This window comes from Streptomyces tanashiensis (genome assembly GCF_014648895.1).
Classification (GTDB): Bacteria; Actinomycetota; Actinomycetes; order Streptomycetales; family Streptomycetaceae; genus Streptomyces; species Streptomyces tanashiensis.
This window is the reverse complement of record NZ_BMRZ01000002.1, coordinates 1,085,181-1,100,455: the sequence shown is the minus strand read 5'-3', so window position 1 is coordinate 1,100,455 and position 15,275 is coordinate 1,085,181. Positions and strand designations below refer to the sequence as shown.

Annotated in this window: 14 protein-coding genes; 1 reads left to right on the top strand and 13 read right to left on the bottom strand. The window is 73.1% G+C overall.

Annotated elements, in window-relative coordinates; all coding sequences use genetic code 11:
- Nucleotides 1-100 precede the first annotated feature (100 nt).
- On the top strand, nucleotides 101-811 hold the full coding sequence (locus IE237_RS10365) for a phosphatase PAP2 family protein (RefSeq protein ID WP_189801496.1): 711 nt from the start codon (nucleotides 101-103) through the stop codon (nucleotides 809-811).
- Nucleotides 812-818: 7 nt separating this feature from the next.
- Here IE237_RS10365 and IE237_RS10360 read toward each other — a convergent pair whose 3' ends face one another.
- From IE237_RS10360 to IE237_RS10300, 13 genes are read right to left on the bottom strand one after another with little or no spacing between them, the layout of a single operon-like run.
- Nucleotides 819-2,144, bottom strand: coding sequence for a glutamate-1-semialdehyde 2,1-aminomutase (locus IE237_RS10360; RefSeq protein WP_189801495.1), 1,326 nt, complete (start codon nucleotides 2,142-2,144; stop codon nucleotides 819-821).
- A 7-nt stretch (nucleotides 2,145-2,151) separates the two neighbouring features.
- Nucleotides 2,152-2,703, bottom strand: coding sequence for a dTDP-4-dehydrorhamnose 3,5-epimerase family protein (locus tag IE237_RS10355; RefSeq protein ID WP_189801494.1), 552 nt, complete (start codon nucleotides 2,701-2,703; stop codon nucleotides 2,152-2,154).
- Complete coding sequence (locus IE237_RS10350) at nucleotides 2,700-3,920, bottom strand: polysaccharide pyruvyl transferase family protein (RefSeq protein WP_189801493.1); 1,221 nt, start codon at nucleotides 3,918-3,920, stop codon at nucleotides 2,700-2,702. The genes IE237_RS10355 and IE237_RS10350 overlap by 4 nt, the downstream gene beginning before the upstream one ends.
- The gene (locus tag IE237_RS10345; RefSeq protein ID WP_189801492.1) at nucleotides 3,917-4,864 is read right to left on the bottom strand and encodes a glycosyltransferase family 2 protein; all 948 of its coding nucleotides are present in this window, start codon (nucleotides 4,862-4,864) and stop codon (nucleotides 3,917-3,919) included. The genes IE237_RS10350 and IE237_RS10345 overlap by 4 nt, the downstream gene beginning before the upstream one ends.
- Nucleotides 4,861-6,162 carry an MATE family efflux transporter gene (locus IE237_RS10340; RefSeq protein WP_189801491.1) on the bottom strand — a complete coding sequence of 434 codons (1,302 nt, stop codon included), beginning with the start codon at nucleotides 6,160-6,162 and terminating at the stop codon, nucleotides 4,861-4,863. Before IE237_RS10340 ends, IE237_RS10345 begins: the two co-directional genes overlap by 4 nt.
- The gene (locus IE237_RS10335) at nucleotides 6,159-7,442 is read right to left on the bottom strand and encodes a DUF4910 domain-containing protein (protein WP_189801490.1); all 1,284 of its coding nucleotides are present in this window, start codon (nucleotides 7,440-7,442) and stop codon (nucleotides 6,159-6,161) included. Before IE237_RS10335 ends, IE237_RS10340 begins: the two co-directional genes overlap by 4 nt.
- On the bottom strand, nucleotides 7,430-8,455 hold the full coding sequence (locus tag IE237_RS10330; RefSeq protein WP_189801489.1) for an NAD-dependent epimerase/dehydratase family protein: 1,026 nt from the start codon (nucleotides 8,453-8,455) through the stop codon (nucleotides 7,430-7,432). Before IE237_RS10330 ends, IE237_RS10335 begins: the two co-directional genes overlap by 13 nt.
- A 3-nt stretch (nucleotides 8,456-8,458) precedes the next feature.
- A complete protein-coding gene (locus IE237_RS10325; RefSeq protein WP_189801488.1) occupies nucleotides 8,459-9,106 on the bottom strand; it encodes a PIG-L deacetylase family protein in 648 nt (215 codons plus the stop codon).
- Nucleotides 9,103-9,897: a sugar phosphate nucleotidyltransferase gene (locus tag IE237_RS10320; protein WP_189801487.1), complete on the bottom strand. Its 795-nt coding sequence runs from the start codon at nucleotides 9,895-9,897 to the stop codon at nucleotides 9,103-9,105. The genes IE237_RS10325 and IE237_RS10320 overlap by 4 nt, the downstream gene beginning before the upstream one ends.
- The gene (locus IE237_RS10315) at nucleotides 9,894-11,129 is read right to left on the bottom strand and encodes a class I SAM-dependent methyltransferase (RefSeq protein ID WP_189801486.1); all 1,236 of its coding nucleotides are present in this window, start codon (nucleotides 11,127-11,129) and stop codon (nucleotides 9,894-9,896) included. The genes IE237_RS10320 and IE237_RS10315 overlap by 4 nt, the downstream gene beginning before the upstream one ends.
- Entirely contained in the window at nucleotides 11,130-12,404 is a 1,275-nt protein-coding gene (locus IE237_RS10310) for a glycosyltransferase family 4 protein (protein WP_189801485.1), read from the bottom strand.
- 7 nt (nucleotides 12,405-12,411) lie between these two features.
- Nucleotides 12,412-13,701, bottom strand: coding sequence for an O-antigen ligase domain-containing protein (locus IE237_RS10305; RefSeq protein ID WP_189801484.1), 1,290 nt, complete (start codon nucleotides 13,699-13,701; stop codon nucleotides 12,412-12,414).
- Nucleotide 13,702: 1 nt separating this feature from the next.
- Nucleotides 13,703-15,274 carry a right-handed parallel beta-helix repeat-containing protein gene (locus IE237_RS10300; protein WP_189801483.1) on the bottom strand — a complete coding sequence of 524 codons (1,572 nt, stop codon included), beginning with the start codon at nucleotides 15,272-15,274 and terminating at the stop codon, nucleotides 13,703-13,705.
- Between the last annotated feature and the right edge of the window lies 1 nt (nucleotide 15,275).

Below are 15,275 nucleotides of genomic sequence, written 5' to 3'. Positions count from 1 at the left end.
TGTTGTCCCTTAGGGTGACAAGGACGGACTGACCTCGACGCCCTCGGTACGGGGGCGGTCGAGGTCGCTGGACAGTGGGTCGGACACGACGGGGGCTCGTATGGGATCGTCTGGCCCGAGCGGAACGGTGACCGGCCGGCCGGCGCCCGCGGCACTGCCCCCGTCACTGCGCGCCCGGCTCGGGCCGATCGCGGCCGCCGCCGCCCTGCTGGTCCTCGCGCTCGGCCTCCTGTACGCGGGCCACAGCGGGCCCGGCAGGGCCGACGGGTGGATCAGGCCGCTGCCCCACGGTGTGCGGACCCCGCGGCAGACCTTCGCCCTGGCCACGGACTACCTGGGGGAGCCCGCCGGGGCCGTGATGCTCGTCGCGGCCACCGTGACCCTCAGCCTGCTGCTTCGGCGGCCCCGCGCCGCCGTGCTGACGGTCGCCGCCGCCGGAGCGGCCGTGGCGACGACCACCCTCCTCAAGCCCCTGGTGGGCCGCACCATCAACGGCGGGTACCTGTCGTTCCCGAGCGGGCACACCGCCTTCCTCACCGCCATCGCCCTCGTGCTGGCACTGCTCGTGACCGGCCGGCTCGGCCTCGGCAGGACGGCCGGCCTGTCACTCGTGCTCGCCGCGGCGCTGGCCGCCGGCGCCGCCATGGGCTGGGCGCAGGTCGCCCTCGGCGCGCACTACCCGACCGACACCCTCGGCGGGTGGTGCACCGCGCTGGCGGTGGTGCCGGCGACCGCCTGGCTCGTCGACGGCGTCGCCGACCGGATGACCGACACCGGTCGGCGGGAACCGCACGGACGTCACCTCATGTGACGTCGCATCACACCAGGCGCCGGAACACGGGTTTCACCGGCCGCCCGGCCAGCCAGGGCGTGGGGTCGGCGGCGTCCAGTGCCTTCCGGTACACCGCGCAGGCCTCGGCCACCACCTCGACGGTCCGGTCGATGTCGGCGTCGTCGAGCGCGCTGCTCACCACGAACGACGGGGCCAGCACCCCGCCCGCGAGGAGCTGCCGGAGGAACAGGGTGCGGTACTCCTGCGACGGCCGCAGGTTCTCGTCGAGCGTGGCGAAGACCAGATTGCTGGCCCGGCCCCGTACGACGACGTGGTCGCCGACCCCCGCGGCGGCGGCGGCCTCACGGACACCCGCCGCCAGCCGGTCGCCCAGCGCGTGCAGCCGCGCGGTGATGCCCTCCTCGACGTAGGTGCCGAGCACGGCCATCGCGGCGGCCAGCGAATGCGTCTCCGCGCCGTGCGTGGTGGACAGCAGGAACACCCGGTCGCCGGAGTGACGCAGCCCGCCCCGTTCCATCAGGTCGCGGCGGCCGGCCAGCGCGGACACGGCGAAGCCGTTGCCCAGCGCCTTGCCGAAGGTGGAGAGGTCGGGGACGACGCCGTACAGGCCCTGGGCGCCCGCCTCGGACCAGCGGAGGCCGGTGATCATCTCGTCGAAGACCAGGACGCAGCCGTGCCGGTCGGCCAGCTCGCGCAGACCGGCGAGGTACCCGGGCGGCGGCTCGGTGTGGCCGGCGGGTTCGAGGATCAGGCAGGCGATCTCGTCCCGGTGCCGGGTGAGCAGTTCCTCCGTGGCGGTCAGATCCCCGTAGGGGAACGTCACGGTGAGCTCGTTGGTCGCCGCCGGGATGCCGGCGGACATCGGCGTGGTGCCGATGAACCAGTCGTCGACGGAGAAGAACGGATGGTCGCCGCAGATCGCCACCCGCGGGCGCCCGGTGGCGGCGCGGGCGAGACGGACCGCCGCGGTGGTGACGTCGGAGCCGTTCTTCGCGAACTTCACCATCTCCGCGGTCGGCACCGTCGCCAGGAAGCGCTCGGCGGCCTCGACCTCCAGGATCGACGGCCGGACGAAGTTGCTGCCGCGGTCCAGCTCCCGCCGCGCCGCCTCGGTCACCCGGGGGTGGGCGTGGCCGAGGCTGACCGACCGCAGTCCGGAGCCGTACTCGATGTAGCGGTTGCCGTCGACGTCCCACACATGGGCCCCGCGGCCGTGGCTGATGACCGGAGCCAGGTTCTCGGGGTACTGGTCGTCACCCTTGGCGTAGGTGTGCGCGCCTCCGGGGACCATGGCGTGCAGCCGCTCGTTCGCCCGTCGCGACCGGGGGAGTTCGAATGCTCGAGTGTCCACGCCTGCCTCAGCTCTCCCTGTGCTTCAGGACCTCGGCGAGGCTCGGTGCCTCCCGGTCCCGGACGGACGTCGACGCGACCGGCAGCGGCCAGGGGATGGCGAGCTCCGGGTCGTCGAAGGCGATCGTCACGTCCTCGGCCGGGTCGTGGCGCCGGTCGATCCGGTACGAGACGTCGGCGGGGTCGGTGAGCGCCTGGAAGCCGTGCGCGCACCCCGCCGGGATGTACAGGGTCGTCTGCGTCGCGTCGGACAGCTCGAAGAAGGCCCGCGACAGGTACGTCGGCGAGTCGGCCCGCAGGTCCACGACGACGTCGAAGATCTTTCCGTACGAGCACCGCACCAGCTTGGCCTCGCCGGCGCCGGAGCGCAGGTGCAGCCCGCGCAGTACGCCGCGGACCGAGCGGGACAGGCTGTCCTGGACGAAGGCGTCCGGGTCGAGGCCCACCGAGCGGACCACGTCGGCGTCGAAGGTGCGGCAGAAGGAGCCGCGTTCGTCGGCGTGCGGGGTGGGCTCGAACAGGTATGCGCCGGCGATCGCCGGGACTTCGGTCACTCTCATGGTGCCTTCCGCGGGGTGGGTGCGTGGTCGGACGTCGGGAACAGGGCCGCGGTCAGGGCGGCGAAGTGGTGGTCGAGCCGCCGGGCGGCGGCCAGGTTCCGCTCGGCGAGGGTCCGGCGCAGCTCGGCCGATCGCTTCTCCAGCTCCCGGAACTGTTCGAGCAGCCGGTCGGCGTCGACCTCGCGGGCCGGGTGGCAGTACGTGGCGAGGCCCATCTGGGCCATGAGCGCGTCGCTCTTCGCCGCGTAGCTGAGCGCGAGCGTCGGTGTGCCGACCTTCAGCGCGCAGACCAGGTTGTGGTAGCGGGTCGCCACCACGGCGTCGGCGGCCGCCGTCTCCTTCATCAGATCGGCCAGCGAGGCCGCCTCGGCGGCGGTGACCAGCGGTGAGTCCACCGCGTCGAGGATCGCGGCGACCACCGCCGCGTCGCACGCGTCGCCGGTGAGCAGCCGCACCGGCCTGCCGTCCTCGACCAGCGCCCGCACGAAGCGGGTCGTCCCGTCGAGGTAGCGCCGGTGGATCTCCTCCGCCCGCGCGCGGTCGTCGTTCCCGCCGTGGAAGTCCATGACGCCGACGCAGACCGGGCCGGGCGGGCCCGCCGGGTGCTCGGGGGAGGGCGGAGCCGGGAGGGCGAACGCGAGGTCGGGGTGGACCTCGTCGCGTGCGGTGTCCACGCCCATCGCCCGCATCGCGTCGCGGGACAGGTCGTCCCGGTACGAGCGGTACGCGGCGAGCCGCGCCGACCAGCGGACCAGGGTCCTGGTGGCCCGTTCGGAGATCGGGGCGGCGCCGACGCCGATCAGCGCGACCGGGGTGCCGGTCAGCCGGCCGGACGCGCAGAGCAGGAACAGGGCGTACGGGAAGCCCCACGGCCGCAGCGGCAGCGTGGCCTCCAGGACGCCCATGCCCGGCACGATCACCACGTCGTGCCGCCGCACCCAGGCGGCGGTGCGGAGGACGTCGACCAGTTTGCCGAGGCCCTTGCCCGCGATCGCGCCCGCGCGTGACGCGGTCCGGTACTCCCCGCGGTACCAGTGCAGCCGTGTCGCGGGGATCCCGTACCGCGCCGTCACGACCTCGGGTCCGCCGCACAGCGCGTCCACGACGGCCCCCGGGTGCCGCTCGCGGAGGTATCCGAGCACGGCCTCCAGGGACCCGTCGTTGCCGAGGTTGCCGGAGCCGAGCAGGCCGAACACCCCGACACGTACCTGAGTCATGCGCGCCGGCCCTCCCGCCCGGCGACGAGGTCGTCGACGGAGACGGTGAGCCGCGCCGGGTCGACCGGGGCGCGGTCCTCGACCCGCTCGCCGGCGCCCGGCCGGGCCCGGCTGGTCGCCCACGCGGCCAGGTGGCCGTAGCAGGCGCGGCGGTCGGCGGCGGACAGCGGCGCCCGCTGGATCGCCGAGACGAAGCCCCAGACGTACTCGGCGAGCAGCCGCGGCGTCGGGTGGAGCGGGCCGGCCCGGCGCGGGTCCAGGTTGACGCACCGGGAGCGCTTGGAGGGGTTGGCCCGCTCGGCGCGGGTGGGGTGGTCGCGACGGAAGTACAGCAGTTCCGGCACCTGGTGGAAGGGTCCGTGCAGGCCGATCTCGGAGACGAACGTGCGGTCCGCGTGGTGGTAGCTGTCGTGCGGCTTCACCCGGCGCAGCACCTCGGCCCGCATCACCCCGTAGAAGTCGTCGCCGCCGGGCTCGAACAGCATGCTGCGGAACCGCTCGGGCGCCGACGGGGAGGCCGTCGCCAGCGTGTACTCGTACGGGACCTTCACCTGGCCGTCCTCGTCGATGACCGCCTGGTCGGCGTGGGCGAGGATCACGTCCGGCCGCTCGTCCAGCGCCTCCACACAGCGCCGCAGCAGGTCCCGGGCGTACAGGTCGTCGTGCGAGGCCCACTTGAACAGCTCGCCACGGCACTCGGTGAACACGTAGTTGTGGTTCGGCGCGGCGCCGATGTTGCGCGGCAGCCGGATGTACCGGATGCGCGAGTCCTTCTCGGCGTACCGGCGGGAGATGTCCTGCGTACCGTCGGTCGAGGCGTTGTCGGAGATGACCAGCTCGAAGTCCTCGTACGTCTGCCCGAGCAGGGCGTCGAGCGATTCGGCGAGGTACTCCTCGCCGTTGTACACGGGCAGGCCGATGCTGAGCCGGGGTCGGGCGGTCATGTGGTCCTCACTTCGGTGATCGAGTTCTGGTGGTGCTCGCGCAGGGCCACGTGCAGCTGCAGCCACCACACGGCGGAGCCGCAGACGGTCGCGGCGGCGACGCCCCAGGCCGAGCCGACCGTGCCGGCCGTGGCGGCGCCGCCGAGCCCGCCGACGACGTAACAGGCGGAGGCGATCAGCTGGCTGCGCAGGCTGTGCCGGGCCGCGCCGAGCGCGCGCAGCCCGGCCGCCGCGCCGGTGCCGAGACCGGCACCGGCGACGCCGACCGTGACCGGCACGATGAGCTCCGAGGCGGCGCTCCAGACGCCGCCGAGCACGAGCTCCCCGGCCCGGTCCGGAACGAGCAGCAGCGCCCCGCCCCAGAGCAGCGCGGCGACGGCCTGCCCGCCGCCGAGCAGCAGGCAGAACGCGCCGAGCCGGTGCGGGGCACGCCGCAGCACCCGTGCCGCCTCCGCGACCGTGACCAGGGAGAGCCCCATCAGCACGGCGAGGAACGGGCCGAGCAGGAGCTCTGCGCCGCGGATCACCCCCACCGCGCCGACCCCGACGATCGCGCCGAGCCCGTACGCCCTGAGCTGGCTCGCGCCGCTGTTGGTGACGTTCTCGACGAGGTACCGGGAGCCGAGGTCGTGGTGCTCGCGCAGCCACGCGCGCGCCCCGGCCGGCCGGGGCCGGATGCCGGACTGGAACCAGCCGTACGCGGCGGCCACCGCGGCGGACGCGCCCCAGGCGAGCACGAAGGCCGCCACGCTGCCCACCCGGGCCGCCACCACCATGGCCGGGACGAGCGCGACGCCCCAGACCATGTCGTTGACGAACGCCTTCCGTCCCGCGCCGGCGGCGAAGAAGGCGAACCGCCAGGCGTCCTGCAGCAGCAGTCCCGGCAGGACGACGCCGAGGCAGGCGAACGCCGTTCCCACCCGGCCGCCGAGAGCGAGGCCGACCAGGAGGGACACGGCGCCGAGGGCGGCACCGACGCCGAGCGCGGTACCCGACGACCTGGCCACCGCCGCGCGCCAGGACGAGGCCGGCACGCCGCTGAAGCGCACCACGAGCGGATCGGTGGCCAGGCCCCGGGAGACGTTGAGCACCACGCCGTACGTCACCCAGGCCAGGCTGAACACGCCGAACGCGGTCAGCCCCAGCGAGCGCGCCACGTAGATCCCCACCGCGAAGTTGGACATGCTGGAGGCCGCCTGGTCGGCCAGCCCCCAGGACAGCCGGCCCGCGATGGCCCGCTTGGCGGTCCGACGGTCCGCCGGTGTCGTCGTCTCCCCCTCGGTGGGTATCGCCGTCATGCCTTGATCAGCTCCGCGGCGCCCAGGGCGTCGGCCGCCGCGGCGACCGTGTCGAACGGCAGCCCGGACCGTTCGGCGACGTCCAGCAGATCGTGCTCGCCGTCGGAGAGGCTGAGCACCCAGAGCATGGCCATCTGGGCCTCCTTGGTGTCGCTGCGGCCGCCGAGCGCGTCGTACAGCCCTCGCCTGCCCAGCTGGGGTTCGCCGTACGGACTGAGGTTGACGTAGCGGCGGTTGCGGTCGAGGACGGCGAAGGCCTCGCGGCAGACGGCGAGCGTGTCCTCCATGGCCTCCGGGGAGACGAAGTCCGGGTTGTCCGCCGAGGTGTGGTACTCGGGGTAGCCCGCGTACGGGGTCCGGCTGAGCGAGCCCACGCCGAGGTCGAACCCGGGCGAGCAGTACTGCCGCTCGTCGTAGCCGTACGGTGTGAACTCGTCGACGGTGTGCGGGCGTCCGGTGGCGGTGAGGACGTGCCTCATCACCCGGTCGATCTCCGCGTCGCCGCGCCGGCTCCGCTTGTACGTCAGCTGCCCCGAGTCGCCCGCGCAGGCCAGCACCAGCCCGTGCTTCACCTGGTCCACCCGCTCGGCGTTGCGGGCCAGCCAGGTGATCGCCCCGATGGTGCCGGGCGCGAAGATGAAGCGGTACGTGTAGTACGGCGTCCGCTCCGCCAGCGACCGGGCCAGGAACGTCGCCACCGCGATGCCCGCCAGGTTGTCGTTGGCCAGCGACGGGTGGCAGACGTGGCAGGAGACGATCACCTCCTCGGCGACCTGCCCGGGGACCACGTGCTCGGCGTAGGTGAGGTGGCCGTCCTCCAGGGTGGAGTCGACGCACACCTCGTAGTCGCCGTCCGGCAGCGCGTCCAGGGTCTCCTGGGCCAGGCAGAACCCCCACTCCGGCTTGTAGTAGCTCGTGCGGTACGGCACCCAGGCCGGACGGTCCGGCAGGGTGTGCAGGTGCGCGCGCAGCTCGGACAGCGGCATGGTCCGCGACACCGGCACGCTGTAGCCGAGCACGTGCAGGCTGGACGCGGCGAAGTCGACGACCCGGCGGCCGGTGGCGTCGGCGACGTAGGCGTCCCGGATGTTCCACTCCTGAGGCACCGTCCAGTCGAGCACCTGGGTCCCGGTCGGCACCTCGTGCACCTGGAGCGGGAGGTACTCGCCGACGATGTCCAGGGTGGCGCGCACACCGTCCCCGGTGATGCTCCGGCAGAGCGGGTACAGCCGCTCCACCAGCGCGTGCATCTCCTCGCCGGGCGCCGTCATCGGCGCCACCGCAGGGTGTCGTCGACGGAGCCGGCCTCGGACGCCGCGCGCAGCACGGCGAGGCGGGTGAAGCGCCGCTCGAAGTCCTCCCGCGTCAGCCCGTGTTCCCGGTAGGCGTCCGCGAGTTCGAGCGCGCCGCGCTTCACCGTCCACTCGCAGTCGAAGCCGGGGATCGCGGCGCGGAACCGGGAGAAGTCCACCCGGTACGACCGCGGGTCGGCCCCGTTCTCCCCGGTGATCACCACCTTCGCGCCGGACACCGCCTCGGCGACCTGCTCGGCGATCTCGGCGATCGTGACGTTGTTGGTCTCGCTGCCGATGTTGAACGCCCGGTCGTGCACCGCGTCGCGGGGCGCGGTCAGCGCGGCCGTGAAGGCCCGTGCGATGTCGGCGGCGTGCACCAGCGGGCGCCAGGGGGTGCCGTCGGACAGGACGAGGACCTCCCCGGACAGGAGGGCGTGCCCCACCAGGTTGTTCAGCACGATGTCGGCACGGAGCCGGGGCGAGTGGCCGAAGGCGGTGGCGTTGCGCATGTACACCGGGGTGAAGTCGTCGTCGGCCAGCGCGTGCAGGTCGTCCTCCACCCGCACCTTGGACTCCGCGTAGGGCGTCACCGGGCGCAGCGGGGCGTCCTCGGCCACCAGCTCGTCCCCGCCGGCGGCGCCGTAGACGGAGCACGTCGACGCGTACAGGAAGCGCCGCACACCGGCGTCGCGGGCGAGCCGGGCGAGGCGCACGGAGGCGTGGTGGTTGATGTCGTAGGTGAGCTCCGGCGCCAGCGACCCCAGCGGGTCGTTGGACAGCGCGGCCAGGTGGATGACGGCGTCCACGCCGGCCACGTGCTCGGCCGTGACGTCGCGCAGGTCCACCCGGTGCCCGGACGGGTCGGCGGGCTGCGGGCCGAGGACGCAGTCGGCGAACAGTCCGGCGTCGAGGCCGACGACCTCGTGCCCGGCGGCCGCGAGGACAGGGGCCATCACGGTGCCCAGGTAGCCCTGGTGTCCGGTCAGCAGTACGCGCAAGGTTCATTCCCCCAGATCGAGAGTGAGTTTGGTGACGGCGAACGCCTCGGCGTAGCGCGCGTGGCATTCGATTCCGCGGATCCGCGCGAGGCCGAGGAAGGCCTCCCGGTCGTACCAGGGCCGGTGCCGCTGCGAGGGGTAGTGCTCCTGCAGCAGCCGCACCTTCTCCTCGGCGATCTCCGGCGTCAGCGGCTGGTACGCCGAAGGACGGCCGAGGTCGCCGTCCCACTTGACGATCTCGTAGCCGAGCACGAGATGGTCGCGGAACGCGGTGGGCATCAGCTGCGCCAGGCCGCGGTGGTCCTGGTGCGCGTCGTCCGTGCGCGGGGCCAGGACGAGATCGGGCTCCGTCCCCGCGCGCAGCTCCTCCACCGCGGCCTTGGCCTCGTCCCAGTGCGTGGGCAGCCGGCCGTCCGGCAGCTTGAGCACGGTCAGCCGCAGGTCGGCGCCCGGGCAGAAGGCGGCCAGCGCGGCCCGCTCCTCCTCCTCCCGCTCGCCGCCACCGCCGGAGAGCACCAGCGCGTCGACCCGGAGACCGGGCCGCGCGAGGCACATCGTGAGGAGCGTTCCGCCGGCGCCGATGGCGATGTCGTCGCAGTGCGCGCCCACCGCGACGATCCGGTCCAGGCGCCCCGTTCCGAGCCGGATCACGCCGTCGCCCCCGCGGTGTCCCGCTCCCACACGGCCCAGGGGCGGTCGCCCCGGGCGTAGGAGGCGTCGAGGGCGGCCCGCTCCTTCACGGTGTCGGTCGGCTTCCAGAAGCCGCGGTGCTGGAAGGCCGACAGCCGCCCGCGCTTGGCCAGTTGGGCACAGCCGTCGGCGACCAGGTCCCCGTTCTCGGGTATGTGGTCGAAGACCTCCTGGCGGAGCACGAAGTAGCCGCCGTTCTCCCAGAGCGGCATGTCGCTCACCGCGGTGATGCCCCCGACCAGGCCGTCCTCGCCCAGGTCCACGCAGTGGAAGGACTGCTGCGGCGGCACCACCATCATCGACGCGCCGGCGTCGCGCTGCGCGAACCGGTCGATCATCTCCGGCAGCGGGGCGTCGGTGAGCACGTCGGCGTAGTTGGCGAGGAACATCTCGTCCCCGTCCAGATGGTGCCGGACCCGGCGCAGCCGCTCCCCGATCGGCGACTCGATGCCGGTCTGCGCGAACGTGATCGTCCAGTCGGATATGTCGGTGGACAGCAGCTCGGTCCGCCCGCCCCGCAGCACGAAGTCGTTGGACGTCGTCTCCTCGTAGTTGAGGAAGAAGTCCTTGATGTGGTGCGCGCCGTACCCGAGGCACAGGATGAACTCGGTGTGCCCGAAGTGCGCGTAGTAGCGCATCACGTGCCAGATCAGCGGGCGCGGGCCGACCATCGCCATCGGCTTGGGCACGTCGTCGGAGGTGCCGTTGCGCATCCGCATCCCGTAACCGCCGCAGAACAGGACGACCTTCATGCCTTCACCTCGACAACGCTCAGTTCCGGGATGGGGAAGACCAGCCGGCCGCCCCACTCGTGCACGAAGGACAGCTGCTCGATCAGCTCGTCCCGCAGGTTCCACGGGAGGACGAGGACGTAGTCCGGCCGGTCGGCGGCTATCTGCTCGGGCGGCAGGATCGGGATCCGGGTGCCCGGGGTGAACCTGCCGTGCTTGTAGGGGTTGCGGTCGACCGTGTACGCGAGCAGGTCGGGCCGGATGCCGCAGTGGTTGAGCAGCGTGTTGCCCTTGCCCGGGGCGCCGTAGCCGACGACCGTCTCGCCCCGCTCGGCCGCGTCGATGAGGAACCGCAGCAGGTCCCGGCGGACCTTGGCCACCCGGGCGGAGAACTCCGCGTACCCGGACAGCTCCTGGAGCCCGGCGGCCTTCTCCCGGTCCAGCACCTCGGCCACCCGGCCGCTCGGCTCGCCGGCGACCTCGGCAGGCCGCGCCCACAGCCGGATGGAGCCGCCGTGCGTGGGCAGCAGTTCGACGTCCACGAGCGTGAGTCCGCCGCTCGCGAGCGCCCGGATCGCGGAGGCGACCGTGTAGTACTGGAAGTGCTCGTGGTAGATCGTGTCGTACTGGTTCTCCTCGATCAGGGTCAGCAGGTGCTGCACCTCGATGGAGACCCAGCCGTCGTCCGCGACCAGGGCGCGCAGCCCTTCGGTGAAGCCGACCACGTCGGGGATGTGCGCGTACACGTTGTTGGCGACGACCAGGTCCGCCGGGCCGTGCTCGGCGCGGACGGCCGCACCGGTCTCCGGGGACAGGAACTCCGTGAGCGTGGGCACACCCGCGTCCCGCGCCGCCGCACCGACGTTCACGGACGGCTCGACGCCGAGGCAGCGGATCCCCCGGTCCACCACGTGCCGCAGCAGGTACCCGTCGTTGCTCGCCACCTCGACCACGAAGGCGTCGGGGCCGAGCCCCACCCGCTCCACCGCGCCGGCGACGAACGTGCGCGCGTGCTCCACCCAGGAGGTCGAGTACGAGGAGAAGTACGCGTACTCCTGGAAGGTCTCCTCCGGCGTGATCAGCGGGGGGATCTGCGCGAGCCAGCAGTCGGTGCAGACCCGCAGGTGCAGCGGGTACGCCGGTTCCGGCCGGTCCAGTCGGTCCGCCGCGAGAAAGCTCTCGCACGGCGGTGTCGCCCCCAGATCGACGACGCTGGCCAGCGCCGCCGAACCGCAGAGTCGGCATCGTGTCATCTAGTGCCCCCCATCTCCGCTCGCGCGGGTGCCCCGCGACGAGCCGGCTTCTTCGTTCCCTGCCGGCGGCGCGTTGTCCGCGCCGCCCGACCGACCCGCGATCGCGGTGCGGTACTCCTCCACGAGGCGCTCCAGCCCGACGGCCGGGCTGAACCCCTTCTCGTAACGGCGCCGGGCCGCCTCGCCCATCTCCCGGTTGCGGTCCGGACCGGCCGTGATCCGGCGGATCCGGTCCGCCAGCGAGGCGGGATCGCCGGGCGCGTGCAGCAGCCCGGTCACCCCGTCCTCGACGAGTTCGACGAAGGCGCCGTGACCGGCGGCCACGGCCGGGACCCCCGCCGCCATCGACTCCGCGACGACCAGGCCGAAGGTCTCCTGGGCCATCGAGGGGGCCACCACGGCGACCGACCGCGCGACGCCCTTCCGGCACTCCTCCGGGTCCCACAGACCGGCGTACCGCACGTCGTCCCGGCCCGCGGCCCAGGCGGACACCTCGGGCTCCAGCGGCCCGGCGCCGGCGATCACGAGCGGCACGCCCACACCGCCGTCCGTGGCGAGCTGGTCCCACGCGGCCATCAGCAGCCGCACGCCCTTGGGCTCCGCGAGCCGCCCGAGGAACAGCACATGCTCGCCGTCGCCCTCCCGCCGGACGCCCGGGTCGGGCACGAAGTTGTGCTTCACCGCCAGCCGTTCGGCCGGCATGCCCGACCGCACGAGGATGTCGCGCTGTGCCTCGGAGATGCAGAAGAACCGGTCCACCCCCGACCACCACCGGCGCCGGTTGAGCGTCATGCTCGCCGCCAGCGGCACCGTCGCGAGCCGGGAGTTCCGGTAGCAGCCGTGCCGGACGGCGGGCAGCGCCGCGGCCGTCCCGACGCACTCGGTGCACGGCCGCCCGTCCCGGTGCAGCGTGCCGGGCGGGCAGACCTGGGTGTAGTTGTGCAGCGTGGCGACGACGGGCACACCGGCGTCGGCGCACGCGGCGAGCACCGCGGGCGACAGGAGCGGGAACACGTTGTGGACGTGGACCACGTCCGGCCTCTCGGCGCGCAGCCGGGCCGTGAGCTCCGTACGGACCGCCGGGTTCCACGGCACGAGCAGCGGCACCGCGACCTTGCCGAGCAGGGACTTGACGGCGATGTCGTCGCTGCGCCGCTCGAACAGGTCGACGCGGTGGCCGGCCGCGCGCAGCAGCCCCACCTCCTCGTCGACGACCCTGTTCTCCCCGCTCGGCTGCGCCGAGGAGTAGCGGTTGTGCACTACAAGGACATGCATGTTCAGGTCACCTCCTGGCCCATCGGGGGATACGTCGTCGGGGGATCTCGGCCGCCACCGCCGGGGGCGTGCCCGCGGCGGGCACCGCGAGCAGGGAGGCGGCCAGGGCCAGATGCAGCAGATACGCCGAGGCGTCACCGAGTCCGACCTCGGTGTACGAGGAGAGCGCGCAGTAGCTGATCAGGAAGATGGCGCAGGCCCTCGGCAGCGACGGCGGCCGCAGCAGCGCGACACCGCCGATCACGATGATCATCGCCGCCACGAGGGTGACACCGATCAGGCCCTGCTCGTCGTAGACGGCCAGCCAGCTGTTGTCGATGGGCAGCCCGTCGAACGACTTGTCGCCCAGGCCCGTGCCGAACACCTTCTCCCCGGTCGTCCGGGGCGCCGAGAGGAGGGCGTCCCAGACCTTGGCCCGGCCGGTGAGGTTGGCGAAGTTCTCCTGGCTCTGCCCGCGCAGGAACCACGCCCGCAGCGCGGAGCTGAACACCACGGCGGCCACCGCGGCGCACAGCACCGCCCAGGCGAAGAACCGGCGGGCGGCCGCGCTGGTCAGGATGAGCGAGCCGATCGCCAGCGCCAGCCCGATGAGCAGGCCCAGCGTCGCCGTACGGGTGTGGGTCATCGCGAGCAGGACGAAGGACGGCACGATGAGCATCGCCGCTCCGGCTCCCGTGGTGCGGCGGCCGAGCAGGAGCAGCACGGTGAGCCCGATGACCACCGCCGCGTACTGCCCGATCTGTGGCGGGGTGAGCGGCCACAGCGCGCCGACCAGCCGCTGGCCGTAGTACTCGGGCATGGCCGTGCCCGGGGCGACGACCAGGCCGACGGCCACCAGCACGAGCACCGCGAAGTACATCCGGATGTGGTGGCGGACGAAGGTCAGACTGCCGTCCCACCAGCGGCTGAGCAGCCACAGCGTGCTGACGAAGAGAGCCAGCCGCCCGCAGCGGAACAGCGCGCCGAGTCCGATGTCCGGCTGAACGCTGGAGATCAGGCTCGGCACCAGCAGCAGGGTCAGCAGGAACACGAAGGCGCTGGGCCGGATGCGCAGCCGGAGATTGAGCGCGAGCGCCAGCGCGAACGCGACGACCAGCGCACCCATGGTGGCCATCTGGATGAGGGAGCGGGGGAGCGGGATGACGGTCTTCGCCCCGGCGGAGCCGAGCGTGTTGAGGCCCAGCAGCGCCCACGCGATCCCGACGGCCTTGGGCGTGCCGGCCGCCGCGGCACCGGGCCGCGCATCCGTGGTGTCCGGTCCGCCCGGCCGGTCGAGGTGCTTCAGGTCTCCGTCCATCTCAACCACCCGCCCGTGCGGTGAAGCTGCTGCCCGCGTCCTGCCGGTACGGCGCGCCCCGCCACTGCCCGGAACCGAGCGTCCGACCCTGTTCCCCGGCGACGAAGCTCCACGGCCCGAGGTAGACGTTGTCGTGCCAGCGGTTCCCCTGCCGGTGGGTGACCGCCTCGGCCACCCGCCCGCCCCGGTACGGCGACCAGTCGGGGGAGGTGCCGTCGTTGGCGAGCACCGCCATGCGACCGCACTTCTCCGCGCACGCGAGGACGGACGTGTCCAGCACGAAGCGGTTGTCGTGGATGTCCACCCGCTGGGTCTTCCACCGGCAGTCGGCGTAGAGCGGAGCGTCGGCGATCGCCGGGCGGGCGCAGCGGGAGGTGTCCTTCACGAGCAGGGTGCAGTAGTCGGTGGAGGTGTTGGCCGGGCTGTTGCAGAACCGGTCGGCGTTCTCCCACAGGGTGATCCCGTTCCAGTTGTTCTCCAGGAGGTTCCGGTAGATCTCGATCCTGTCCGTGCGGGCCGGGACCCGTGGCTCGCCGCCGGCCTCGGACACGTAGACGGTCGCGTACGGGAAGTCGTCCCCGGCCGACTCCGCGCGGCCCTCGACCCAGTTGTTCCGCCGGATCGTGTTGTTCCGGACGACCGCGTTGTAGCTGGTCTCGTAGATCAGCGCGGCCCCGTCGTTGGACTCCAGGACGTTGCCCTCGATGCGGAAGTCGTTGTTGTTGGTGTCGGCCCACAGGCCGGCGCCGCGGTTGTCGTGCACCCAGTTGCCGCGGATGTCGGCGCCGTCGACGGCCCAGAACTTGATGCCCGCGGTGCAGCCGCAGCCCGGCTGCCGCCGCTCCCAGTCGTCGGTGTTGTTGCCGACGATCTCGCTGCCCTCGACCACCAGGCCGCGGATGGAGTCACCGGTCTTGTACGCGTTCATGCCGTACTGGCCGTTGCCGCGCAGGCAGCTGGCGCTGACCCGCTGACGGGCACCGGCCATCAGCCCGGCACCGGAGTTGTCCTGGATGGTCGCGTGCTCGATCACCCATCCGTCGGCCATGTCGTGGTTGACCACGCCCTCGTTGTTCGGCGCGATGAAACGCTGCACGGTCAGATGGCTGATGGTGACGTCCACTGCGGTGCCGCCGAACGCGTACTGGTTGGTCTTCCGGCCGTCCAGCACGGCGCCCGGCGCGCCGAGGTAGCGGTTCCCCTTCTTGGGGACGACCTGGTCGTAGGGGCCCGGTCCGAGCCTGTGCGTCCCGGGCCGGAGCCAGAACGTGGTGCCGGAGGGGCTGCTCTCGGTCTTCGCGGCCAGGTCACCGACGACAGCGGGGTCGACGGTCACCGCCCCGGCCGGGGCCTTCGCCGGCCCGGCCGCGGGATTCGCGCACACCCGGGCCACGGACGTGGCGGGCGCCCCCGGGACGGCGGGCGCTCCGGAGGTCGGGGCCGCCCCCGACCCGGACGGCGTACCGGCCGACTCCGCCGGGGCGTCCGCCGCGCCCGTGCAGCCGGTCGCCGCCGCCAGGACGAGCGCAAGCGCCGCCACCGGCAGCGCCCGGCGCCGCCTCCTGATCACCACG